Here is a 24,333-nt window from a genome sequence, read left to right as displayed (position 1 = left end):
CAAACCTTTCTAAACCCCCGGCAGCCTGCTCCGCCTTTGGCGCAGCAGGCTGCCCTTCCTTATAGCAAGGGCGGTTCCCCCCATGGCAGAGGGCCTCCCCCTGACCCTTTTTTAAAGCCCCAACCAGCTTTTCACGGTTTCCCGCACCTTTTCCCAGCCCGATTTCTCCGGCGCAGCCCGTGGGCCCACCGGCTCCCCGGCCAACAGCGGCACGCTGCACAGTTCCTGGCCGTCCATCAGTAGCTGCACCCGGCCCACCTGGTCGCCCGCCTGTACCGGCGCGTACAAAAACCTGGGCAGCAACACCCGCCTGCGCACCCGCCCGGCCTGTTCAACAGGCAGCGTCACCGGAACCCCCTCCCCGGCCACCAGGGCCACGCTGCCCTGGTCCCCGCCCACTACCGGCAGGCTCTGGGGGCAGCCCTCCCCGTCCAGGGTCACGGTCCGCACCTGAGAAAACCCGTAGTCCAGCATAGCCGCGTGGTCGCTCCAGTCGTCCGGGGCGTTCAGGGTCACGGCAATCAGCGTCGTGCCCTCCCGCCGGGCCGCGGACACCAGGCAGCGCCCGGCCTTTTTGGTAAAGCCCGTCTTTACGCCGATGCACCCCTCATAGGTGCGCAGCAGCTTGTTGTGGTTGCTGTACGTCACCTTCTGTGCCGGCTCCAAAAACTCCACCTGCATACTGGCGCTCCCGGCAATCCGCGCAAAGTCCGGGTCCCCCAGGGCCTCCCTGGCCAGCAGGGCCATGTCATAGGCGGTGGAGTAATGCGCCTCATCGTCCAGCCCCGAGGGCGTAACAAAATGGCTCTCCGTCATGCCGATCTCCTCTGCCCGCCGGTTCATCAGCACCGCAAACTCCTCCTGGCTGCCCGCCAGATACAACGCCGCCGCGTTGGCCGCGTCATTGCCAGAGGCCAGCAGCATCCCGGCCGCCAGATTGGACAAACTCAGCCGGTTGCCCGCCTGTAGGCCCATGGAAGAGCCCTCCACCATCACCATCTCCCCGGTGGCCTCCAGCACCGGGTCGCCTGCCCGCCGGGCCTCCTCCAGGGTCAGCAGCGCGGTCATAATCTTGGTGGTGCTGGCCATGGCCATCTGCCGGTGGGCGTCCTTTTCAAACAGCACCCTGCCGTCGTCCGCCGAGATCAGCACCGCGCTTTGGGCCGATACCCCCGGCCCTGCCTGGGCCGCGGCCCCCGGCAGGCACATGGCCCCTGCCAGCACCGTCAACACCATCCCTATCCCCCGCCTGATCACTTTCAACAAATCACATCACCGCCTCTGTCCCAAGACTATGCGGACAGGCGGCGGTATATGCTAGGCCTGCTCCGCCCCTTCCGGCTTGTCCTCCCCGCCGGCCTTCTCCTTGTTGAACAGCCTTTGCAACATATCGGCAATGTCGGGTATCTTTTCCAAAGCCCGGTCCACCGGGCTAAAGTAGGGCTCTATCTGTATCACCCGCACATTCCCCTGGTGGATGGACAAAAACGCCACCGGGCTCACCGTAATGCCCGCGCCGCTGCCCCCGGCAAACAGCCCCCCCGCCGGCTGGGCCTTCGAGGGCAGGTCAGACCCCCCCGCCGCAAAACCGTACTGTACCCTGGAGATGGGGATCACCGTGGTCCCGTCCGGGGTGGTGACCGGCGCCCCCACCACCGTGTTCACGTCCACCATCTGCTTGATCTTCTCCATGCTGGTTTCCAGCAGGCCGTTCACATTCTTGTCGCTCATATCCAACTTCCTTTCCATATTGGTTTTATGCAGCCAGGCCCCTTGCCGCCTGCGCCCTATATCATTTTCCTGAGGGGCCTAAGCCCCCGGAAAAACAGCACAACCGCCTCCCTGGCCACCACCGCCGGCCGTATGGAGATCTGCGCCGAAAAGGCGACCACATCCGCCGGGGCCCCATAGTCCAGGTCCACGGTTACGCCCTTGCGCCTACAGGGCATCAGGCTGAACAGCCCGCCGCAAACGGCATACACCCCCGCGGCCACCTGCCCGTACCGCACCGCGGCCGCGGCCGCGCCGCCGGCTCCCCCCAGGCACAGGTACAGGTCGAACCGCCGCAGCCGCAGCCCCCGCAGCACGCCTTCCACGGCCTCTTCCAGCAGCCGGGCCAGTTCCCCCAGCCCCTGTAAAAAACCTGCCAGCCCTTCCCGTTTCAGGGCAGCCTTCACCCGCGCCGGAAACCCGCCCCCCTCCTTCTTCCGTGGTTCTTCCGGGGCCTCCGGTTCCGGCTCCGGCTCCTCTTCGGGCCCTTCTTCCCCCGGCAAGATCGGTATCCGCAAAAACAGGTAGCGCAACTCCAGCGCAAACCCCTCCCGGAATTCCACCTGCACCCGCACGGGCAGCAGCGCCAGCAGCAACAGCAAAAACAGCAGCCCGCCCAGAATATATACCACAATCACCGCCGCCACCCCCTTTTGCCGGCTATGCCAATACCGGCTGTAATGCGATCTGTTCCGGCTCCGGTTCCGGCTCCTCCTCTTCCCCCGGCTCCCCGTCCCCTGGCGGGGGCGGAAGCTGGTCGATGGAATGCAGTTGGAAACACCGCAAAAAGTTCTCCGTGGTGCCGTACAGCAGGGGCCGGCCGGGCAGTTCCAGGCGGCCCCGCTCCTCCAGCAGGCCCTTTTGCACCAGGCTCCCCACCACGCCGGAGCAATCCACCCCCCGCACCTGCTCCACAAAGGCCTTGGTCACCGGCTGATTGTACGCCACCACCGCCAGCACCTCCATAGCGGCCTGGGAGAGGGGCGTGTTCCGTTTCAAATCCAGCACCGCCCGCACCGGCTCGATAAAGGCCGGGTTGGTGCAAAACTGGGCGGTGTCCCCCAGCAGCAGCAGGTGGATGCCGCTCTCCGCCCGGTTATACTTCTTTTGCAGCCGGGCGATGGTTTCCTCCACCGCATACACCCGCACCCCCAGCGCCTGGGCCATGCGCTCCAGCGCCACCGGCTCGCCGCTGGCAAACAGGATGGCCTCCACCCTGCCCCCCAGCCGGCTCTTGTCCATTTTCTCATCCATAGTATAATAGGTCCCTCACTCTGTATTTAATCGCCCGCCCGGCCACCGGCAGGCCCCTATCCGTCAAAAACCGCAACCGCATCCCCTTTCCCCACCAAAACGCAAAGGGAAAGCACCGCCCCAGGGAGCCCCCACACGTGGGTATGCCCAAAACGAAGAGTTTACAAGCGGGACTCCGGCGGCCAAATGGTAAAAGTTTCGCCTTCTCACCTGCCGGTTCGGCCGGCTCGTGACGGCCGCTCTACTTGGCTGCGCCAAGCACCCGGTGGCCCTCGCCCTTTTCTAAGGTAGCTGGGTTCTTAGGTGGCGATTTCCCGTCGCCGGCCGGGGCGGCAGCCGGGAATCAGAGCCCAAGCGTTGGCGTAGCCAACTCTCCGCTGCCGGAGGCCAAAATTACGCTATAAACTCTCCGCTTTGGACACCTCCCCACACGTCCCCACCCCGGCAACCTTCCCCCACTCTCACCGGTAGGCCGCCCTGCCCCAGCGCCGGGTCATTTTTTCCCCAACAGCCGCACCTGGCAGCTCTCCCCTTCGCCCTCCACCCGGATACGCCGGCTCTTCACCAGTTCCAGCACAGCCAAAAACACCGCCACCCTGGCCGAGCGGTCCTCCTTCCCCCCAAACAGGGCCTGCCAGCCCACCGTGCCCCGGCGCCACAGCATCCGCAGCACATACACCGTCTGGCTGGCCACCGAAACAATCCGCGCGCTCACCAGCGCGGAGAAACTTTCCGGCTTGGGGGGCAGCAGGCTTTTCCCCTTGCCCCAGGCCGCCCGCAACGCCTGCCCCAGTTCCCTGGGGTCATGGATGCGCTTATATGTATAGTCGGCGGGCAGTTCCTCCGCCGGGCGGGGCACCGCGTCAAAAGAGGCCAGCGCCCGCAGTTGTTCCGCCGCCAGCTTGCACTGCTGGTATTCCAGCAGCAGCCCGGTCAGTTCCGCCCTGGGGTCCTCCTCCTCTTCGGGCCTTGGCAGCAGCGAGGCCGTTTTTATATACACCAGCCGCGCCGCCATCTCCAAAAACTCGCTGGCCACATCCAAATCCGCCTCCCGCATCAGTTGTATCTGCTCCATATACTGGTCCAGCAGTTCCGCAATGGGGATGTCATAGATGTCGATCTTGTTCTTTGCCACCAAAGCCAGCAGCATATCCAGGGGGCCCTCATATACCGTCAGCCTGTATTGCAGCTTTTCCATCAGGCCGCCCCAAACAGCTTAAAGGGCAGGCTGGTCACAAAAAAGATGCCCCTGGTCAGCCAGTTCTCTATCACGTAAAGGGGCCCCGAAAACGCCCCCGAGAACATCAGCACAAACATCACCATCACAAAGATATTCTGGTACCGGTAGTACATCTCCAAGGCCCTGTCGCTGAGGAACGCCCCCAATATCCGGGAGCCGTCCAGCGGCGGCACCGGCAGCAGGTTAAACACCGCCAGGGTCACGTTTACGGTAACATAATAATTCAGCAGGGTGAAGATAAAGGAGGTCACCCCGTTATAAGGGGCAAACAGCATCATGGCCGTAGCCGGTATGGCCCCCACCAGCGCCGCCAGTACGTTGGAGATAGGCCCCGCCGCTGCCACAATGGCCATATCCCGCTTGGGCTTTTTAAAGTACCGGGGGTTCACCGGCACCGGCTTTGCCCACCCAAACCCAAACAGGAACAGCCACACCGTACCCACCGGGTCCACGCTGGCCAGGGGGTTCAGGGTCAGGCGGCGTTCCAGCCGGGCGGTAGGGTCCCCCAACTTGCCGGCCACCCAGCCGTGGGCCAGTTCGTGCAGCGGCAGCACACAGAGGATGACGAACACAATCGCCAGCACCTGTGCCGCTACAGAAAGCACATCAATGCGCCCCCCGGCCATAATGGTCCTTATCACAGTAAAAATCATAAACAGTAGTTCCTTTCTTCCAATTTTACAGGGTCGCTCTGCAAGGATTATAACCTATTTCCGGGAAAAAGACAATTCCTTTCAAAAAAAACTTGCATTTTAACCCTCCATCTGCTATAATTCATGTTGTTGCTTTATAAGTACAGTATAAGACAGCCTGCTTTCGGGCGGTCAAGGAGGTGCAGTAAAATGGCAAAATGTGAATTCTGCGGCAAGGGCGTTGCTTTTGGTTGTAAGGTATCCCACTCCATGCGTCACTCCAACCGGGCCTGGAAACCCAACATCCGGCGCGTCAAGGCTATTGTAGACGGGACCCCCAAGCGTGTATACGCCTGCACCCGCTGCCTGCGTTCCGGCAAAGTGACCCGCGCGGTCTAAGCGTGACCTATCTTCATCGAACAAACAGGGGCTGTCCGCTGCGCCTGCCTAATTTAGGCAGCGCCTGCGCGGCCCTATTTGTTTTGCCCTTTATTGGCCGCCGGGGCGCGGCCCCTGCCCCATGTGCACCTCCACCTGGGGGAAAGGTATCTCCACCCCTTCCCGGTCAAACTGCAATTTCACCGCCTCCTGCATGGCAAAGTACAAGTCCCAGTAGTCCTCCTGGCGGCACCACAGTTTCATCACCAGCGTAACCGAACTGTCTTTCAGTTCCCCCACCGCCACCACCGGGGCAGGGTCCGCCAGTACCCGTGGGTCCTGGGCCGCCAGCTTGGCCAGTATGCCCTTTGCCTTTTGCAAATCCGCCGCGTAGGCCACCCCATAGCTAAGGTCCAGCCGCCTGGTGCCGTTGGTAGAAAAGTTCACCACCACATCCCCGGTGATCTTGGCGTTGGGCACAATCACCTCTTTGTTGTCAAAGGTGGCCAAAATCGTGTACAGTATCTCAATGCGTTTCACCGTGCCCTCATAGTTCCCAAAGGCCAGGTAGTCCCCCATCTTAAAGGGCTTGGTAAAAATGATCTGCATCCCGCTCACCAGGTTGGAAAGGCTGCCCTGCAAGGCAAAGCTGGCCGTCAGCCCCGCGGCCCCCAAAGCCGCCACCAGGGAGGTTATGTTGATCTGCAACTGGGCAACAGCGCTCACCGACCCCACCATCACCACCACCGCCTTCACCAGCGACCCCACAAAGCCCGCCACCAGCGGGTCGCCCCGGCCCTTTTTCACCGCGTTTTTTGCCAGCCGGGCCGCCAGCTTGCCCAGCCACCAGCCCCCCGCAAAGATCGCCCCCGCCAGCAGCAGGTTGATCCCCGTGCGCACCAGCCAGCCCGTCAACTCGCCCAAAAACCCGTTCCCGTCCATAACGTCGCCTCCCTCTCCGCAAAACAGGCCAATTCGGCCCATATTTCCTGTATATGCCCTATTATAGCACCTCCCGCCCGGAAAAAGGAAGAATTTCCTGAAAAAATAAAGAAATTTGCTTTTTCCTCCCCCAACCCCCCGCCGTTTATGGTATAATAGGAATAGTGCCCTTCCACCGTCCCGCCCAAGCGCCAACCCGCCCATCCCCCCAATCCCCAACAAAAGCACCACGCCCCCTCCTTCCACACTAAACCGCGAAAGCCTCCTCCCAACTACACCCCACACTACCACGCTAAATCTCCGCCCCATCAGCTCTCCCCTACGCTAAAGCGCTAAACCCTCCTCCCAACCATAGCGCACCCTCACCTCCCCCCAATCCCCAACGAAAGCACCACGCCCTCCTCCCACACTAAACCACGAAAGCCTCCTCCCAACCACACCCCACACTACCGCGCTAAATCGCCACCCATCACCTCCCTCTCACGCTAAAGTGCTAAACCCTCCTTCCAACCATAGCGCACCCCCACCTCTCCCAATCCCCAACAAAACCACCACGCCGCCTCTCCCGCGCTAAACCACGAAAGCCTCCTCCCAACTACACCCCACACTACCGCGCTAAATCGCCACCCATCACCTCCCTCTCACGCTAAAGTGCTAAACCCTCCTTCCAACCATAGCGCACCCCCACCTCTCCCAATCCCCAACGCAAGTGCCACCCCCTTTTCTCATCGTGATGCTAAAGCGCTAAAGCAAACACCCAAAAATACCGCCCCAATACCTGCCGGATATCCCCTCCATATCCCCTTGCTATCCCCCCAAGACCACCCCCATACCTGCCTGCTATCTCCCCCAAAAACGTCAAAATGGCCCCCGGCCGCCCGCCCGAAAGGAGTTATGTTCATGCAAGCACACTACGATATCTGCTGGGCCTGTTTCCCTCTGCGGGACGGGTTAGCCCCCCTGCGCGGGGAACTGGCCCTGGCCCGGCAGCAGTTTTTCCAAAGCGGCCGCCGCCCCGTTAAGGCAGAAAACAGCCAGGCCGTCAAGGGTTTCAACGGCCGGGTACAGGGGCGCATCACCCGCCGCAGTTTCCACTGGAAAAAGACCGCCAAAGGCCCCCAGGGCGGCGTTGCCGTGCTGGAAGAGGCCTTTGGCCGTCAGGACGGCTGGCTGCTGGTATTCCGGGATTTGCGGGGCATTATCGTCAGCCGCGCCTTCTTCGATAAAGCCCACCGTTGGGCCAAAAACGAGTATTACGAGCCCTGGGATGCCACCCGTCCCCGGGTGGTTTTCCAGCCAGGGGAAGAGCCCGGCCAGGTGCTGCGCCGGGACTGGGACGCCCACCGCCAGGCCTATCGGGACACCCTGCTGGCCACCGCCCCCTACCACCCCGGCACCGGCGAACAGAGCCTGGTAGACGCCCAGTTTGGCCCGCCCCAACTGGTACTGGCCACCACCAAAGGCACGCTGTGCTGCTGCCCCCCCGCCGAGGCCCAGGCCCGGGAACAGGCCCTGGAAACCATCGGCAACGGTACTGTGGTGCTGATGCCCGCCTGGGAGGTCCGGGAAGGGGCCCTGGTTGCGGGCGATGGGGAGGGCGAAGACGCCGCCATCACCTTTACCAGCCTGGAGGAATATGCCAAAATCGAGCCTCCACGCCCCTCTACAGCCGAAGAAGAGCCCTCCCCCTGCCCAAAAGAGGCGGCAGATTCCCCCCACCCAGACAGCGGGGAAACCACCGGCGCTACACCCGAAAACTCCCAGGAAACCCCCACTGTCAGCCCCACCACCGGGCCTCTGCCGGTAGATTCCCCCCACCCAGACAGCGGGGAAACCTCCCACGCTACGCCCGAAAAGCCCCAGGAAACCCCCACTGCCAGCCCCACCACCGGGCCTCTGCCGGTAGATTCCCCCCACCCAAATAGCGGGGAAACCACCCACGCCACGCCCGAAAACCCCCAGGAAACCCCCACTGCCAGCCCCACCACCGAGCCTCTGCCAGCAGATTCCCCCCTCCCAGACAGCGGGGAAACCACCCACGCCACGCCCGAAAACCCCCAGGAACCCCCCACTGCCAGCCCCACCACCGGGCCTCTGCCAGCAGATTCCCCCCTCCCAGACAGCGGGGAAACCACCGGCGCCACGCCCGAAAAGCCCCAGGAGCCTACGTCCACCCAGCCGGCTGGTACATTGGAAGAAATCCTGGCCGAGGCCGCCATCCTGCCATCCCCGGCTGCTACCGGGCCGGCAGAGTTGACCGGGCCGGCGCCTGCCGGGGATATCACCCCCATCCGGGAGGGGAAGATCACCGGCCGCGGCCGCACCCAGCAGCCCGGCGGGCTGACCTCTTACGAAGGCGATTATCTGGACGGCAAGCGCCATGGGTTTGGGGCATACTACTATAAAGACGGCAACCTGTGCTATGCCGGCTCGTGGAAGGATGACCGCCGGGATGGGCTGGGGGTTTCCTTCCGGGACAGCGACCATGCCCTGCACGTGGCCAACTGGCAAGAGGGCCAACCCCAGGGCCTGGTGACGCTTTTTGACAAAGACGGCAGCTTGCGGTACAGCGGCCGTATGGAAAACGGCAAAAAAGAGGGTGCCGGGGTGATGATCAACGGCAAAGATGGCACCGTTTTTGTAGGTCAATGGGCCGGGGGCGAGGCCACCGGCCTGGGCGCAGCCTTTGACCGGGATGGCCGCCTGCTGTACTATGGCGGCTGGAAAGAGGGCCAGCGCCACGGGCACGGCACAGAGTTTGACCAGAACGGCAGCGTGGTCTTTGACGGGGAGTTCCGGGAAGATAAGTACTACAACGGCATTTTGTACCAAAAGCTGGGCAGCCCCGTCGCGCCCCGCTAAAAGCCATGTTGGCGTCAGCGAGGTGTTGCTCCCCCTCAAAAGCGGCCTTTTATGTAGGGGCAAGCCACAGGCTGCACTTTGCCAACGCACAGGGCTTTTGGTGCTGCAAGTGGCTGCTTATCGGTCAGGGCCTGTAAGCTCCCAATAACGGGCTTAAAGGGTGCAAAAAGGAGGGGCCCCCGCCCCTCCCTCTGTCCCGGCTTTACTTAAGCATCTTCTCCATGTCGCCGATGATATTGCCCACCGTGTGGATAGCCCGGCTGGCATTCTTTTTCATGTGGGCCGCCTTTTTATGGGACCCGCTCATGGCCCTTGTACCAATGGCCGCCACCGCCGCGCCGGTGAGCAGGCCAAGCCCTACGCCTTTGGCTACGTTCATGCTCTGCTTATACATCGCGTCAAACCTCCCTAAAATGATCAAAAATCGGATCAGCGCTAAAACGGCTGTCACACTCATTTTTCCACCGCCTTGTTGATTTATGCCCTTTGCCTGCATCCATTATTACCCCTGTGGGCAGCGCCCCGGAAAGGAAATTTATGGCAACTCTCAACATCGTCCTTGTAGAGCCGGAAATCCCCCAAAACACCGGCAATATTGCCCGTACCTGTGCGGTAACGGGCGCTGCCCTGCATCTGGTAGGGCCCATGGGCTTTACCCCGGACGACAAAAAGCTGCGGCACGCCGGGCTGGACTACTGGCAATATCTGAGCCTTTTCTATTACCCTAGCCTACCCGAATTCTTTGAAAAAAACGCTGGGAATTTCTTCTATTTTTCCACCAAAGCGCCCCAGCGGCATTCGGACGTGCGCTATCCTGACCCCTGCTGGCTGTTCTTTGGCCGGGAGTCCGCCGGCCTGCCTGAAAAGCTGCTGTTTGAGAACCAGGCCCGCTGCGTACGCATCCCCATGATGCAGGGGGCCCGTAGCCTGAACCTGGCGAACTCAGTGGCGGTGGGCGTGTTTGAGGTGCTGCGCCAATGGGATTACCCAGAACTGGCCTGCCGGGGAGAGTTGCGGGACTATGACTGGGCCGCGGCCAAGGCGGCTTTCCCCCGGTCAGAATTCCTGTAAAGGCCCCCCTGCCACAGCTACCTAAATGGAAAGGAGCCACCCCATGCCCGCTGCCTATTTCGAAAACGAGCACTTTCAGGATCTACGGCTGATGGAGGAAACCATCAGCGGCAAAACCTTTGTAGACTGTGATTTTGTGGGTTGTACCTTTGAGCGCTGCCAGATAGAGCGCTGCGTGTTTACTGAGTGCCGGTTTACCGGGTGCCAAATCAACGAACCAAAATGCGCGTACAGCCAAGTTAAATTCCTTAGTCTGGAAAACTGTAGCCTTTCCGGCATAAACTGGGGCCTGCTGCTCCCCACCGGCGGCTTTGGCGACCCCTTGGATAAACTGGCAGCCTGCCGTTTGAAATACTGCTTTTTTACGGAGATGGATTTGCGCCGGTTCGACTTTACCGGCTCGGAACTTACCGGGTGTATGTTCGCCGCGTGCAACTTGACGGAAGGCAACTTCCAGGGCTGCGGGCTGGAGGATACGGAGTTCTTGCGCTGCAACCTTACCGGCGGGGACTTCCGGGGCGCTACCGGCTATAAGGTGGATGTGCCCAGTTGCACCCTAAAAGCCGCCCGCTTTGCCCTGCCGGAGGCCGCCAACCTTTTGTACAGCCTAGGCATCCGGTTGGAATAACCGTACGGCTGGTAATTCCCTCCCAAGCAATTTCTCCCTTGGTTCGCTTGAATCAAAGGCCCAAAAGGCGTGCTTTTACGCCAAAAAAAGCGCCCCCATCCAGCCCCAACACCCCCGGCCGCTGCCGGGCAGGCGGCACAACGGATGCGCCCGCCGCACCTGTACCCTTTAACCCAATAGCGCAGGACGGATTGCCGGGGATTTCCCGCTGGAAAAACCAATTTGTTTACAAATGCCCCCTTCCATTGGCCGGGGGTTTTTGTTATAATGAGGGTGCTTTGACAGTACGGTAGCGGCTTTGTGCGCAAACTATATATCGCCATATCGCCTCTTTAGCGGGCATACTTTACAGGAACACAGGAGGGAGCAAAGTGCATTTTATTGAGTTTGAAAATGTGTGCAAATTTTACACGATGGGCGGGCAACGCATTGCCGCGGCCGACCACATCAGTTTCTTTGTAGAGCAAGGGGAATTCTGTATCATTGTAGGCCCCTCCGGCGCGGGCAAGACCACCGTGCTGAATATGCTGGGCGGCATGGATACCTGCGACGAGGGAACCATTACCCTGGACGGCGTAAAAATCAGCGGCTACAACGCCCGGCAGCTTACCACCTACCGCCGGCTGGAGGTGGGCTTTGTGTTCCAGTTCTATAATCTGGTGCAAAACCTTACTGCCCTGGAAAACGTGGAACTGGCCAGCGAGATATGCCCGGAACCGCTGGACGCTGCCGAAACCCTGCGGGACGTGGGCCTGGGGGACAGGCTGCGGAACTTCCCCTCCCAGCTTTCCGGCGGGGAACAGCAGCGGGTGGCCATTGCCCGTGCTTTGGCCAAAAACCCGAAAATCCTGCTGTGCGACGAGCCCACCGGCGCGCTGGACTACAACACCGGCAAGGCCGTACTGGGCCTTTTGCAGGACACCTGCCGTAAAACCGGCCGCACCGTGCTGGTCATCACCCATAACGGCGCGTTGACCGCTATGGCAGACCGGGTCATCCGCATCAAGAGTGGCCGGGCCATTTCCAACCAGGTAAATCCCCACCCCACGCCGGTGGAGGAGATCGAGTGGTAGACAGGGAGGGGTAACATGAATCGTTCCTATGCGAAAAACGTGCTACGTACCGTGCGCAGCAGCCTGTCCCGGTTTTTGGCGATTTTCGCCATTGTAGCCCTGGGTTCGGGTTTTCTGGCCGGGGTGCTGGCCTCACCGCTGGATATGCGGGTCACGCTGGACAGGTACTGTGACGAAACCGCCATGTTTGACCTGCGGGTGGTTTCCACCCTGGGCCTGACCGCCGGGGATATGGAGGCTCTGGCCGGGCTGGAAGGGGTTGCGGCCGTTACCCCTGCCTACGATGCGGATCTGGTCATGGTTTCCAGTGAGGGCGACGCCCTGACCACCCGGCTGCACAGCCTGCCGGAGCAGGACGCGCCCCGGCTTAACGCCTCTGTACTGCTGGAGGGCCGTATGCCCGAAAAGGCCGGCGAGTGTGTGGTGGTAATCTCCCGTTCTCTGGTAGATGAAAGCAACTGGATCGGCCAGACCCTTACCCCCCAGGATGGCCCGGAAGGGTTGGCCGGGAAATTTACCGTGGTGGGTACAGTGCGCAGTGCCCTGTACATCTCTATGGAGCAGGAGCACTCCACCGCGGGTACCGGCACCCTGGCCCTCAAGCTTTACACCCCGCCGGAGAGTTTTTCTCAGGACTATTATACCGCTGCCTACCTGACCCTGACCGGCGGCGCAGAACTGAACGCCCTGCACGATGGCTATCAGGCGCTGGTAGACGAGGCCGCCGGGCGGCTGGAGCCCTTTGGGGAAGAACGGGCTACCCTGCGGTATGAGGAGATCGTGGCCGAGGCCAACAGCGAACTGGAAGAGGCCCGGCAGGAATTCGCAGACGCCAAGGCCGACGCAGAACAGGAACTGGCCGACGCCCGGCAAAAACTGGAGGACGGCCAGAAGGAGATCGACGACGGCGAAAAAGAACTGGCTGACGCCAAGCAGGCCTTAGCCGACGGCCAAAAGGAACTGGAAGAGGGCCGGGCTACCCTGGAACGGGAGACGGCCAATGCCCGGCAGCAGATCGCCGACGGGCGGGCGCAGATCAGTGGGTACCAGGCACAGATTGACCGGGGCCGGGAACAGATAGCGGCAGCCCAGGGGCAGATTACCGCCGGGTATGCCCAGTTAGACGCGGGCGATCGGGAACTGGCTACGGCAAAGGCCCGGCTGGACGAAACACAGGCCCAACTGGATGCTATCGATGCAGGCAAGGCCGGGCTGTTCCAAGTGGCAGCCCAGCTTGGCCTGCCGGAAACCGGCCACTCTGACGCGGCGGCGCTGGAACTGTTGGCCACCCTGGAGCAGTTGGCCCCCGAAGCTGCCGCCCCCTTTGCCGGGTTAAAAAGCGGCCTGGAGGCACTGGCCGCCCAGGGGACAGACTCCACGGCGGCACGGGCGGCTTTGGAAGAGGGCTTGGCCCAGTACCAGCAGCGGCTGGCCCAGGCACAGGCCGGCCGGGCTGAACTGGATCGGAACCAGGCGAACCTTAACAGCCAGACAGCCCAGTTGAATAATCAGCAGGCAACATTGAACCAGCAGAAAAACCAGCTAGATAGCGCCGAGGCCACCCTAAACACCACCCAGCGGGACACGCTGGCCCAGTTGGCCCAGGCCGAGCAGGAACTGGCCGACGGCCAGAAGGAGTATGATGAGGGCCTGGCCAAGCTGGCCGACGCCAAACAGGAATTGGCAGAGGGCTGGACAGAATATGACGAGGGCAAGGCGGAAGCTGACCGGGAACTGGCCGACGCTCAGCAAGAGTTGGACAACGCCCAAGAGGAGATTGACAGCATAGAGCCGGGGGAATGGTATATTTTTGACCGGCAGGACAATGTGGGCTTTGCCAGCTATGACTCCAATGCAAGCAAGATCGAGGCCATTGCCCAGGTATTCCCGGTGTTCTTCTTTCTGGTGGCTGCCCTGGTGGCCCTGACCACCATGACCCGCATGGTGGAGGAAGAGCGCCTGCAAATCGGCACCCTAAAGGCCCTGGGTTACTCCCCCGCCCAGATAGCCGCCAAATACCTGCTTTATGCTGCCGCAGCCAGCCTGTTGGGTTGTGTGCTGGGGGTAACGGCCGGTATGTGGCTCTTCCCCACGGTCATTCTTAACGCATACAATATCATGTACTTTATGCCGGATATTTACACCCCCTTTAGCTGGACGCTGGCGTTGGTGTCCTCGGTGGCCGCGACCCTTTGCACACTGGTAGCCACCCTTAACGCCTGCTGGGCCGCCCTGCGGGAGTCCCCGGCCCAGTTGATGCTGCCCCGCGCCCCAAAGGCCGGCAAGCGTATCCTACTGGAGCACATTACCCCCCTTTGGCGCCGGATGAAGTTTACCCACAAGGTGGCGGCACGGAACCTGTTCCGCTACAAGAAACGGTTCTTTATGACCATCACCGGCATTGCCGGCTGTACGGCCCTTCTGGTTACAGGTTTTGGCATCCGGGATTCCATATCGGACATTGTGGGGATCCAGTACGGCGACCTCTCCCATTACCAACTGATCGTGGGCCTGGCAGGCGAAAGCGTGCTGGACGACCCGGCTCTGACGGAGATTTTGGACGACAAGGGCCGGGTAGAAGACTGGCTTGCGGCACGGCAGGAGAACGGCCAGGTAGTTCCCAGCGGCGGCGCCCCGGCGGACGGCCTGACGGTTTTTGTGCCGGCACAAGTTGCGCGCCTGCCGGACTTCTTTACCTTCCGGCACCGCACGGACGATGCGCCGATAACCTATGACGAGGATGCTGTTATTATCACCGAAAAGCTGGCGGAACGGCAGCGCCTACGGGTAGGGGATCAGATTACAGTAAAAAATCAGGCGGAAACCGAAGCCAGTTTCACCATCACCGATATCTGTGAGAACTATGTGTACCACTACCTCTATATCTCCCCCAGGGCCTACGCAGAGGCTTTCGGCGAACCCGCGGAAATAAACTCCCTGCTGTGTGCACTGCCCCCGGAGGGCCCTGCCGGTGGCGAAGATGCGCTGACCACAGAGTTGCTACAGTGCGAGGACGTTGCCATGACCACCTCTACCGGGGAACTTTCCAGCAGTTTCGCCAATAGCATCCAGAGCATCAACTACATTGTGGTGGTGCTCATTATCTCGGCTGGCGCACTGGCCTTTGTGGTATTGTATAACCTGACTAACATCAACTTGACCGAGCGGGAAAAAGAACTGGCAACCATTAAGGTGCTGGGCTTTTACAACGGTGAGGTGGCAGCCTATGTCTACCGGGAAACAGCCATGTTAACAGCCATTGGCACCGGGGCGGGGTTACTACTGGGCATTGCCCTACACCAGTTTGTGGTCCGCACAGCGGAGATCGATATGGTAATGTTTGGGCGGGCCATTTACGCGCCCAGCTATATCTTTGCGGCTGTACTGACCATCGTTTTTAGCGTGATGGTAAACCTGGTGATGTACAGAAAGCTCACGGGTATCAGCATGGTAGCAAGTATGAAGGCCCCCGAATAACAAGCGATTGTCCGGGCAAACAGCCCCGCCCACCAGCGGCGCCCAGAAAGGAGCAGCCATATGAAACACCTTATCATCGCCGGCGTGCCCCGGGCCGGCAAGAGTACCCTTTCCAGAAGGGTTGCCAGGGCTTTTGGCTGGCAGCACGTCAGTATGGACGCAATCATTGCCGGGTTTGAGCAGTGCTTTCCAGAAACCGGCGTGGATACCGGCCTGCGCGTCAACGCCGGTAAGCCCTCCATGGAGATTTTACGTATCATTAGCGGAAAAATGGGCCCCTTCCTCCGGGCTATGACGGACCCGGAGGAGTATGACCGGCAAAACGGGCCCATGGTCATTGATATGTACCAACTGCTGCCAGAGGACTATGCCCGTTACCTGAACCCGGAGATATGCGGCATCCTCTACCTGGTCACAGGGGATGTGACCCCCGCAGAGCGGTGTGCCATCCAGAAAGCCTATGATACCCCAGAGGACTACACCTATAGCCTCTCAGACAGCGAACGCATGGAGGGCTGCCGGTATCTGGTGGAACAAAGCCGGCTGATGCGGGCCCAGTGCCAGGCCCTGGGCTTACCCTGCTATGAAACCGCCCGGGAAAGGGAACGGTTTTTTGAAGAGGTACTGGGGAAACTGCAAGCAGAGAAAAACGCTTTCTTGTAAACGGCATCCTATCTCCCCGGTACATTATGCCCCAAGGTAGCATGGCTATGGGTGGCCTGGATTTGTATGCGCTTTCCCTCTGGAAAGACGGTTTCCGTGGCATATATATAGAAAAAATTGAGCTGGCGCGGCTGTTTTTGCAAAGTTCCACTTGCAAACGGCCGCGTTTTGTTATACAATATTTGGTAGGACTGCACGAGTTTTTGCGACCTTATTTCTATTTTAGAAGGAGTGTACTGGACATGAACTATCTCAACAAAAAGACCGTTGAAGACATTGACGTTGCCGGCAAGCGGGTATTGGTCCGCTGCGATTTCAACGTCCCCATGAAAGACGGCGCTATTACCGACACCAAGCGGATTGTGGGCGCACTGCCTACCGTGAAGTACCTGAGTGACCACGGCGCGAAGGTTATCCTTTGCTCCCACATGGGGCGGCCCCATAACATCTTCAACGACACCGTAAAACTGGATAAGAAAGAGAAGAAGAAGATCGACGCCATGCCGGAGGCCGAGCAGGCTGAGGCCACCGCCAAGGCCCTGGAGGCCGCTAAGGGCGACGTGCAGAAGTTCTCCCTGGCCCCTGTTGCCGCTGAATTGGGCAAGCTGCTGGGCAAAGAGGTCATTATGGCGAAAGATGTGGTTGGCCCCGACGCCAAGGCGAAAGCGGCTGCCCTCAACGACGGCGACGTGATGATCATTGAGAATATCCGTTTCCACGCCGAGGAAACCAAGAACGACCCTGCATTTGCCAAAGAGTTGGCCTCTATGGCTGACATCTATGTAAATGACGCCTTTGGCACCGCCCACCGTGCCCATGCCTCTACCGAAGGTGTTTCCCACTACCTGCCCGCTGTGTGCGGCTACCTGATCCAGAAAGAGATCACGGTCATGGGCGGGGCCCTCACCGAGCCCAAGCGGCCCTTTGTAGCTATTTTGGGCGGTGCGAAGGTTTCCGACAAAATCGGCGTGATCGATAACCTGCTCTCTAAGGTAGATACCCTGATCATCGGCGGCGGCATGGCCTATACCTTCTTTAAGGCTCAGGGCTACGACATCGGCACCTCCCTGTGCGAAGAGGACAAGCTGGATCTGGCGAAGGCCACCCTGGAAAAGGCCGAGAAAGCCGGCGTGAAGTTCCTGCTGCCTGTGGACACCAAAGTTGGCAAGGAATTTGACCCCAATACCGAGAGCCAGGTGGTGGATTCCACTGCCATCCCCAGCGGCTGGATGGGCCTGGACATTGGCCCCAAGACCATTGAGCTGTTCAGCAACGCTATTAAGGGCGCTGGCACTGTGGTGTGGAATGGGCCTATGGGCGTTTCCGAGTGGGAGAACTTTGCGGCCGGCACCATTGGCGTAGCCAGCGCCGTGGCCGATAGCGGCTCCATCTCCATCATCGGCGGCGGCGACTCTGCTGCGGCTGTGGAAAAGCTGGGCTTTGCCGAGAAGATGACCCACATCTCCACCGGCGGCGGCGCCTCCCTGGAGTTCCTGGAAGGCAAGGAGCTGCCAGGCATCGCCTGCCTGAACGAGAAATAATTTACCTGATACGGGAGGGTGGGGGAATCTCCGCCCTTTCGTTTTCCCCTCCCTTCCTGGCGGCCGGTTCATGGATGCGGCGGTTTGCCCCGCCGGCAAGTTTCCTAGGCTTTTTGGGAAGGGCTGCCCGTAATGGGGATAGATGCTATTTCACGTATTTGCAATGGTTTGCAAAAATTTACAAAATTTGGAGGACTGACTACTATGAACAAACAGCTACGCAAAGCCGTTATTGCCGGCAACTGGAAGATGAACAAAACCCCTGCCGAGGCCAAAGAACTGATCGAGGCCATTGCCCCGCTGGTGAAGGACGCCGGCTGCGACGTGGTGGCCTGCACACCCTTTGTGGATCTGTCCGCCGCACAGGAGGCCGCGCAGGGTACCAACATCCAAATCGGCGCAGAGAACTGCCACTGGGCTAAATCCGGGGCCTTTACCGGGGAAATTTCTGCCGAGATGCTGGCCTCTATGGGCGTAAAGATCGTTATTATCGGCCACAGCGAACGCCGCCAGTACTTTGGCGAAACCGACGTCACTGTCCATGACCGGGTGCGCGCCGCTCTGGATGCAGGGCTGACGGTTATCCTCTGCGTGGGCGAAACCCTGGAGCAGCGGGAGCAGGGCATTACCAGTGAGCTGGTGGCTTTGCAGACCAAGATTGCCCTGGGCGGCGTCACCGAAGATGAACTGAAACGCATTATCATCGCCTACGAGCCCGTTTGGGCTATCGGCACCGGCAAAACCGCCACTGCCCAGCAGGCTAACGAGGTCTGTGCCCTGATCCGCCAGACCATTAAGGATCTTTATAACTGTGCCGCAGGCGACGGTATCACCATCCAGTACGGCGGCTCTATGAACGCTGCTAACGCTGCCGAGTTGCTGGCCCAGCCCGATGTGGATGGCGGGCTTATCGGCGGCGCCTCTCTGAAACCTGCCGACTTTGCTGTGATCGTCGATGCGGCTACCAAAGGTTAAGTTTACGCTTTTGGGTGGGGGTAAGATCGGGCCGGAAAGCTCCCCAACGGCTTTGGCTTGCCCAGTTAGAATTAGTAAGCCTTTACCGGCTCCCCTGGCAGTGGTAAGGCTGTTCGGCGGCTGATCTCTTTTTTGTAAAAGAACGCAAAAGTATACGCGAAAGGAAAGTACGCGCAATATGAAAAAACCTTTAGTTTTGATGATCTTGGACGGCTTTGGCATCGCCCCAGACGAGGGCAACGCCATTGTGGCTGCCAAAACCCCTAACCTGGACCGCATCCTGAAGGAGAACCCGGTAACAGAGATCGGGGCCTCTGGCCTGGATGTAGGCCTGCCTGACGGGCAGATGGGCAACTCGGAAGTGGGACACACCAACATCGGCGCTGGGCGCATTGTCTATCAGGAGTTGACCCGCATCACCAAGTCCGCAGAAGAAGGGGATATGGAGAAAAACCCCGCCCTGCTGGCCGCTATGCAGTCTGCCAAAGACAACGGCAAGGCCCTGCACTTTATGGGGCTCCTGTCTGACGGCGGCGTACACAGCCATAACACCCACCTGTATGCCCTACTGAAAATGGCTAAAAGCCTTGGGCTGGAGAAGGTGTTTGTCCACTGTTTCCTGGACGGCCGGGACGTGCCGCCTTCCAGTGGTAAGGACTACGTGAAGGAGCTGCTGGGCAAACTGGAGGAGATCGGCGTAGGCAAAGCTGCCACGGTAATGGGCCGCTACTACGCCATGGACCGGGACAACCGCTGGGAGCGGGTAGAAAAGGCCTATGCTGCTATGGTTTACGGCGAGGGCGTAGAGGCCGAATGTCCGGTGTGCGCGGTGCAGAAGTCCTATGATGCGGGCGTAACCGACGAGTTTGTGGTACCCACTGTGTGCAAGGGTGCCGAGCCTGTACAGGCCGGCGATTCCATCATTTTCTATAACTTCCGCCCCGACCGGGCCAGGGAGATCACCCGCACCTTTGTAGACCCGGAGTTTGCCGGCTTTGAGCGGAAAAACGGTTTCTTCCCTGTAAACTATGTGTGCATGACCCAATATGATGCCACCATGCCCAATGTGGACGTAGCCTACAAACCCGAAAGCCTTACAAATACCTTCGGCGAATATCTCTCCAAAAACGATCTGACCCAACTGCGCATTGCCGAAACCGAGAAGTACGCCCATGTAACCTTCTTCTTCAACGGCGGCGTGGAAAAGCAGTACCCCGGCGAGGACCGCATCTTGGTGAAATCCCCCGCTGTGGCCACCTATGACCTACAGCCGGAGATGAGCGCCTATGAGGTCACGGACAAGATGGTAGAGGCCGTAAAGTCCGGCAAGTATGATGCGCTGATTTTGAACTATGCCAACTGCGACATGGTAGGTCACACCGGTGTATTTGAGGCTGCTGTCAAGGCTGTAGAGGCTGTGGACACCTGCATCGGCCGGGTAGAGGCTGCGGTCAAGGAGATGGGCGGCTGTATTTTGCTCACCGCCGACCACGGCAACGCCGATAGGATGGTGGACGATGACGGCACGCCATTTACCGCCCACACCACCAATCCGGTACCCTTCTGTGTTATCAACCACCCCTGTACACTGCGGGAGGGCGGCCGCCTAGCGGATATCGCCCCCACCATGCTGAAAGTGCTGGGCCTGCCCCAGCCTGCGGAGATGTCTGGGGAAAGTATCATCCAGTAAGCATGAGAAACTGTTGGCACCAACCTTATGGGAGGTATCATAATGGCTGCAAAGGATCTATTGGGCCTGGCCATTTTTGCATTTGTTTTCCTGAGCCTCATTGGCTTATCTATCCCGCTCATGCTGGGCAAAGGCACCTGGCTTATTGCCGGGTATAATACCATGTCCGCGGAAGAGCGGGCGCAATGGGACGGCCCGGCATTGGCGAAGTTTACCGGCAAGATTTTGCTGGCCATTGGGATTGCCAGCCTTCTATATGGCTTGGGGCTTTTCCTCTTTGGCCTGGAATGGCTTACCTGGGCCTATCTAGCGGTAGTGGTAGGGCTGAGCATTTTCGCCCTTATCTACTGCAATACCGGCAACAGGTTTAAGAAATAACCCTGCAAAGGCCACGCACGAAAAAGCAACTTCCCTGGAAATACCGGGGGAGTTGCTTTTTTGCCACCTGATTTACACCCTCCGGGATGTTAACCGCCCTCCTTATCAACCACTTATCTGGATTACACACTTCTCGCCCAGCCGGGCTACCAGAACGCACCAACCCCTCAACTGTCCGGCTATTGCCTGTCCTGGGCTAGAGTTCCTCCTTCAGCGTCCTCTTTCCCTCCCGTAAGGTGCGTTTCACCTTAGAAAAGACGATGATTTGGCTGCTATACAACCCAAAATACCCTGACAACACAAAAGCTACGGCAATCCCAATGGCAAACAGGCCCAGGTTCGCCGTGGAAAACAGTTCCGCTGCCAGGAACAGGGTGGCAATAGGGCAGTTCACCACCGAGCAGAAAACTGTCACCATCCCCATTGCCGCTGCGAAACCGGCGTCCAGCCCCAGCAGGGGCCCTGCTACACAGCCAAAGGTTGCCCCAATAAACAGCGTCGGTACAATCTCCCCGCCCCGGAACCCAGCCCCCACGCATAGAGCCGTCAGGGCTATCTTCAGCAAAAAGGCCCAGGGTTCTGCCTGGCCACTTACCGCCCGGTCGATCATGTGCCCACCGGCTCCGGCAAAATCTTTCAACCCAAATAAATTCACCAATAGGGCCATGGCCATACCTCCTGCCGCAATACGGAGATAGGGGCTCTTAAAAAGCTTTTCCCCTACACGCCCTGCCCCGTGCAGGGCCAGGCACAACAGGATACCCACCCCGGCGCACAGGGCTGCCAACAATGCCACTTGCGCTGCCGCGCCCGGCCCGATCAAAGGGGTACCCGCTGGCAGTGGGTACCCCATCGGTTTCGCACCCATCACCCGGCTAACGCCCGCCGCTGCATAGGAGGCCGCAATGCAGGGTAAAAAAGCCCCATAGTGCAGGCTGCCTACGGTGATGACCTCCAGCACAAAAACTGCCGCTGCAAGCGGTGTGCCGAACATGGCCGAAAAACACGCTGCCATGCCACACATAGACATGGTACGCACGTCATCCTCGTCAAAGCGAAACAGCTCCCCTATGTTATGCCCCAGACTGCCCCCTAGCTGCAAGGCCGCCCCTTCCCGGCCCACTGAGGCCCCAAAGAGATGGGACAGCAGCGTCCCTACTACAATCAGCGGGGCCAGGAGGACAGGGATATGCTCATTGGTGGTGACTGAGCGGATAATCAGGTTGGTACCCGCGCCGAAATCCACCCGGCACAGCCGGTACAGCAGCAATGTCACCAGGCCGGCTACCGGCAAAAACCACACCAGCACCCCATTAGCCTGCCGACAGCGGGTAAACATATCAATGGCATCATGGAACAGCGTACCCAACAGGCCGCAAACAGCCCCTACAGCTATAGCGGCTATCCCCCATTTCAGCACAGTCAACAGGTAGACTGCGGCGCTTTTCCAGGTGGCCCGGCACTGTTTCTTACTAAAAGGCCCCATCCCTTTCACTCCCCCTTTGACACAATAAAGCATTGCCTCCATTATACTCCCTAAATCAGGTTAACGCAAGGGGAAAACTCACAATGCGTGTGCCGAATTCCAAAAACTTTTTGAATTCCCCTACCTAATGGGCCATAGCCACTGCCTGTAAGCAAGATACTACATACCAGCGTACCAGGCAGCGTCTGTTTTTGCAGCTTATAGAGATTCTTTAGAGATTCCTGTGCTATACTGGTAATTTAGGCAGGGGGCTGCTTTTTCCCCCGTTTTGTGCTATACTTGTGCTAAAGGAGAGAGCGCCATGCGCATTTTACTGATTGAGGACGACCGCCGCCTTGCGGAGTCGTTGAAATTCCAGTTGGAGAAGGAAGGCCTAACCACCGACGTATGCCATGCCGGTGACGACGGCCTGCACTACCTGCTGGAAACCACCTATGACCTGGTGTTACTGGACCGCCTGCTGCCCGGCATGGATGGTATGGCTGTCCTGCGGGAGGCCCGCGCCCGGCAGGTAGACGCGCCTGTCATCCTGCTTACCGCTTTGGGGCAACTGGAGGATAAGATCACCGGCCTGGACGCCGGGGCTGACGACTATATTGTAAAACCCTTTGCCTTTGGCGAACTGATGGCCCGTATCCGCAGCATCAGCCGCCGCCCCCGGAGTTGGGCCGCGGCCCCGGCAACTTCCACCGGTGACCTGTGCCTGATACCCGCTGAAAAGCGTTTACAGGGACCCAACGGTGAATACCTGCTCTCTAAACGGGAAACCGACCTGCTGGAAACCCTTTTACGCCACCCCAACACCACCCTTACCCGTGAAACCTTGCTGCTGCGGGTGTGGGGCCCGGAGGCCGACGTAGAAGACGGTAATTTAGACAACTACATCCACTTCCTGCGCCGCAGGCTGCGGGGGGTGAAAAGCGCGTGGCGCATCACCACTGTACGGGGGGTGGGCTACCGTCTGGAGGAGGGATAACGATGTTTCAAGGGCTGCGCCGGCAGATGACCCGGTTTTGCATCCTGGCCACTGTTTCCATTGCCCTGGCCATTACCCTGCTGTGCCTGATGGTTTCCGAAAATGCCATCCGGCAGGCCCAGTACCAGGCCTTTCTCAATGACGTGAACGGGGTAATTTCCTATCTGGAGGGCCGCACCGTGATCTCCGGCCAATGGCTGGCCCAAACTGAGGGCGCGCAGCAGCTACTGCTCGCCATATATGACAATGCTGAGCCGCTGGCCTACAACGGCCTAAAAACACCGCGTGAGAGCCTGGAGCGCCAGGCCCAGGCCATTGCCGCTGAGAACTGCGGGCTCAATGTGCTGGAACCCTCCCGCAATTCTGTGCTGACACAGACGGTACGGTTCAATTTCAGGGATGAGGACGGCATGAAGTATTACGGGGCCGCAGTAGTCTTTCCTCGGCCTTATGGCTCCCTGGGCGCGCTGATCCTCTGCCCGTTGGAGCAGCAGGAAAAGCAAATCTTCCATCAGCGGGCCATGTTCGCTGTCATCGTGTTTACCGGGGCCATTGCCCTGGCAATTTTCGCCTGGTTCTTTACGGGGAAAATGCTGATCCCCCTGGAGGAAAGCCAACGCAAGCAGGCCCAATTTGTGGCCTCCGCCTCCCACGAACTGCGCTCACCCCTTACCGTCATGCTCTCTAACCTCTCCGCGCTGGAAAAGGCCGGACCGGACGAACAAGCCCGGTTCCGGGAAAATATCCGCGCCGAAGGGCACCGGATGTCCCGGCTAATTGACGATATGCTGGCTTTGGCCAATGCAGACAGCCACAGTTGGAGCCTTCAGCGTACGCCGGTGGCACTGGACACCCTGACTTTAGATATCTATGAGCGTTTTTGTGGCCCAGCCAGAGAGAAAGGGATACAATTCTCCGCTGCCCTGCCCGAAGAGGATATCCCCCTTTTTCCCTGCGACCCTGACCGGATCACACAAGCCTTAGCGGTATTGCTGGACAACGCCCTCAGCTATACGCCCACCGGCGGCAGTGTTGGGTTGCGTCTGGCCCGGCAGGCCAATGGCCGTTACTGTTTCTCGGTGGCAGACACAGGCCCCGGCATCCCGGACAGGGAGAAAGAGAATATTTTCTTACGGTTCTACCGCTGTGATGCCTCCCGGCAAGACCGGGAGCATTTTGGGCTGGGTCTGTGCGTGGCCAGGGAAATTGCCGGGCTACACCGGGGCCGGCTGTGGGTAGAGGACGCCCCCGGTGGTGGGGCGGTATTCCACCTGCTGCTTTGAGGCATCCTATAAAA

22 protein-coding genes are annotated in these 24,333 nt (G+C 59.6%); 13 read left to right on the top strand and 9 right to left on the bottom strand.

Going from position 1 to position 24,333, the window contains the following annotated elements:
• Positions 1-111 precede the first annotated feature (111 nt).
• The 6 genes from U8U01_RS09385 to U8U01_RS09360 form a co-directional block, all read right to left on the bottom strand.
• The gene (locus tag U8U01_RS09385) at positions 112-1,257 is read right to left on the bottom strand and encodes a D-alanyl-D-alanine carboxypeptidase family protein (protein WP_322173667.1); all 1,146 of its coding nucleotides are present in this window, start codon (positions 1,255-1,257) and stop codon (positions 112-114) included.
• A gap of 60 nt (positions 1,258-1,317) precedes the next feature.
• Positions 1,318-1,749, bottom strand: coding sequence for a GerW family sporulation protein (ytfJ, locus tag U8U01_RS09380; RefSeq protein WP_322173621.1), 432 nt, complete (start codon positions 1,747-1,749; stop codon positions 1,318-1,320).
• Positions 1,750-1,787: 38 nt separating this feature from the next.
• Positions 1,788-2,408 carry a hypothetical protein gene (locus tag U8U01_RS09375; RefSeq protein ID WP_322173619.1) on the bottom strand — a complete coding sequence of 207 codons (621 nt, stop codon included), beginning with the start codon at positions 2,406-2,408 and terminating at the stop codon, positions 1,788-1,790.
• 22 nt (positions 2,409-2,430) lie between these two features.
• Complete coding sequence (gene scpB, locus U8U01_RS09370; protein WP_322173617.1) at positions 2,431-3,024, bottom strand: SMC-Scp complex subunit ScpB; 594 nt, start codon at positions 3,022-3,024, stop codon at positions 2,431-2,433.
• A gap of 493 nt (positions 3,025-3,517) precedes the next feature.
• Positions 3,518-4,222, bottom strand: coding sequence for a segregation and condensation protein A (locus U8U01_RS09365; protein ID WP_322173616.1), 705 nt, complete (start codon positions 4,220-4,222; stop codon positions 3,518-3,520).
• Positions 4,222-4,917 (bottom strand): site-2 protease family protein, encoded by a 696-nt coding sequence (locus tag U8U01_RS09360; RefSeq protein ID WP_322173614.1) that lies wholly within the window; start codon positions 4,915-4,917, stop codon positions 4,222-4,224. The genes U8U01_RS09365 and U8U01_RS09360 overlap by 1 nt, the downstream gene beginning before the upstream one ends.
• Positions 4,918-5,106: 189 nt before the next feature.
• Here U8U01_RS09360 and rpmB point away from each other — a divergent pair, with 189 nt between their 5' ends.
• On the top strand, positions 5,107-5,295 hold the full coding sequence (gene rpmB, locus U8U01_RS09355) for a 50S ribosomal protein L28 (RefSeq protein WP_120426393.1): 189 nt from the start codon (positions 5,107-5,109) through the stop codon (positions 5,293-5,295).
• 90 nt (positions 5,296-5,385) lie between these two features.
• Here rpmB and U8U01_RS09350 read toward each other — a convergent pair whose 3' ends face one another.
• On the bottom strand, positions 5,386-6,216 hold the full coding sequence (locus U8U01_RS09350; protein ID WP_322173612.1) for a mechanosensitive ion channel family protein: 831 nt from the start codon (positions 6,214-6,216) through the stop codon (positions 5,386-5,388).
• 900 nt (positions 6,217-7,116) lie between these two features.
• Here U8U01_RS09350 and U8U01_RS09345 point away from each other — a divergent pair.
• Positions 7,117-9,078: an MORN repeat-containing protein gene (locus U8U01_RS09345; RefSeq protein ID WP_322173610.1), complete on the top strand. Its 1,962-nt coding sequence runs from the start codon at positions 7,117-7,119 to the stop codon at positions 9,076-9,078.
• A 202-nt stretch (positions 9,079-9,280) separates the two neighbouring features.
• Here U8U01_RS09345 and U8U01_RS09340 read toward each other — a convergent pair whose 3' ends face one another.
• Positions 9,281-9,535, bottom strand: a complete 255-nt coding sequence (locus tag U8U01_RS09340) for a hypothetical protein (RefSeq protein WP_322173608.1) — start codon at positions 9,533-9,535, stop codon at positions 9,281-9,283.
• Between the two features lie 80 nt (positions 9,536-9,615).
• On the opposite strand from U8U01_RS09340, the gene U8U01_RS09335 reads away from it, so the two are divergent.
• From U8U01_RS09335 to U8U01_RS09295, 9 genes are all read left to right on the top strand, one after another.
• Positions 9,616-10,149, top strand: coding sequence for a tRNA (cytidine(34)-2'-O)-methyltransferase (locus U8U01_RS09335; protein ID WP_322173665.1), 534 nt, complete (start codon positions 9,616-9,618; stop codon positions 10,147-10,149).
• Between the two features lie 43 nt (positions 10,150-10,192).
• Complete coding sequence (locus U8U01_RS09330) at positions 10,193-10,777, top strand: pentapeptide repeat-containing protein (protein ID WP_322173607.1); 585 nt, start codon at positions 10,193-10,195, stop codon at positions 10,775-10,777.
• A gap of 413 nt (positions 10,778-11,190) precedes the next feature.
• On the top strand, positions 11,191-11,850 hold the full coding sequence (locus tag U8U01_RS09325; protein WP_322173664.1) for an ABC transporter ATP-binding protein: 660 nt from the start codon (positions 11,191-11,193) through the stop codon (positions 11,848-11,850).
• A gap of 15 nt (positions 11,851-11,865) precedes the next feature.
• A complete protein-coding gene (locus U8U01_RS09320; protein WP_322173605.1) occupies positions 11,866-15,327 on the top strand; it encodes an FtsX-like permease family protein in 3,462 nt (1,153 codons plus the stop codon).
• A gap of 60 nt (positions 15,328-15,387) precedes the next feature.
• The gene (locus U8U01_RS09315) at positions 15,388-15,990 is read left to right on the top strand and encodes a P-loop nucleotide/nucleoside kinase family protein (protein ID WP_322173603.1); all 603 of its coding nucleotides are present in this window, start codon (positions 15,388-15,390) and stop codon (positions 15,988-15,990) included.
• 242 nt (positions 15,991-16,232) lie between these two features.
• On the top strand, positions 16,233-17,531 hold the full coding sequence (locus tag U8U01_RS09310; protein ID WP_322173602.1) for a phosphoglycerate kinase: 1,299 nt from the start codon (positions 16,233-16,235) through the stop codon (positions 17,529-17,531).
• Between the two features lie 204 nt (positions 17,532-17,735).
• Positions 17,736-18,506, top strand: a complete 771-nt coding sequence (gene tpiA / locus U8U01_RS09305) for a triose-phosphate isomerase (protein ID WP_322173600.1) — start codon at positions 17,736-17,738, stop codon at positions 18,504-18,506.
• Between the two features lie 178 nt (positions 18,507-18,684).
• On the top strand, positions 18,685-20,196 hold the full coding sequence (gene gpmI / locus U8U01_RS09300; protein ID WP_322173598.1) for a 2,3-bisphosphoglycerate-independent phosphoglycerate mutase: 1,512 nt from the start codon (positions 18,685-18,687) through the stop codon (positions 20,194-20,196).
• 42 nt (positions 20,197-20,238) lie between these two features.
• Positions 20,239-20,574 carry a DUF3784 domain-containing protein gene (locus U8U01_RS09295; RefSeq protein WP_322173596.1) on the top strand — a complete coding sequence of 112 codons (336 nt, stop codon included), beginning with the start codon at positions 20,239-20,241 and terminating at the stop codon, positions 20,572-20,574.
• Between the two features lie 196 nt (positions 20,575-20,770).
• On the opposite strand, the gene U8U01_RS09290 is transcribed toward U8U01_RS09295, so the two are convergent.
• The gene (locus U8U01_RS09290; protein WP_322173594.1) at positions 20,771-22,060 is read right to left on the bottom strand and encodes a chloride channel protein; all 1,290 of its coding nucleotides are present in this window, start codon (positions 22,058-22,060) and stop codon (positions 20,771-20,773) included.
• Positions 22,061-22,361: 301 nt separating this feature from the next.
• On the opposite strand from U8U01_RS09290, the gene U8U01_RS09285 reads away from it, so the two are divergent.
• Entirely contained in the window at positions 22,362-23,036 is a 675-nt protein-coding gene (locus U8U01_RS09285; RefSeq protein ID WP_322173592.1) for a response regulator transcription factor, read from the top strand.
• 2 nt (positions 23,037-23,038) lie between these two features.
• Complete coding sequence (locus tag U8U01_RS09280; protein ID WP_322173590.1) at positions 23,039-24,319, top strand: sensor histidine kinase; 1,281 nt, start codon at positions 23,039-23,041, stop codon at positions 24,317-24,319.
• Positions 24,320-24,333: the final 14 nt, after the last annotated feature.

Source organism: Acutalibacter caecimuris, from assembly GCF_034335085.1.
In the GTDB taxonomy this organism is placed as follows: Bacteria; Bacillota; Clostridia; order Oscillospirales; family Acutalibacteraceae; genus Acutalibacter; species Acutalibacter caecimuris.
This window is presented reverse-complemented; position numbering and strand designations above follow the sequence as displayed.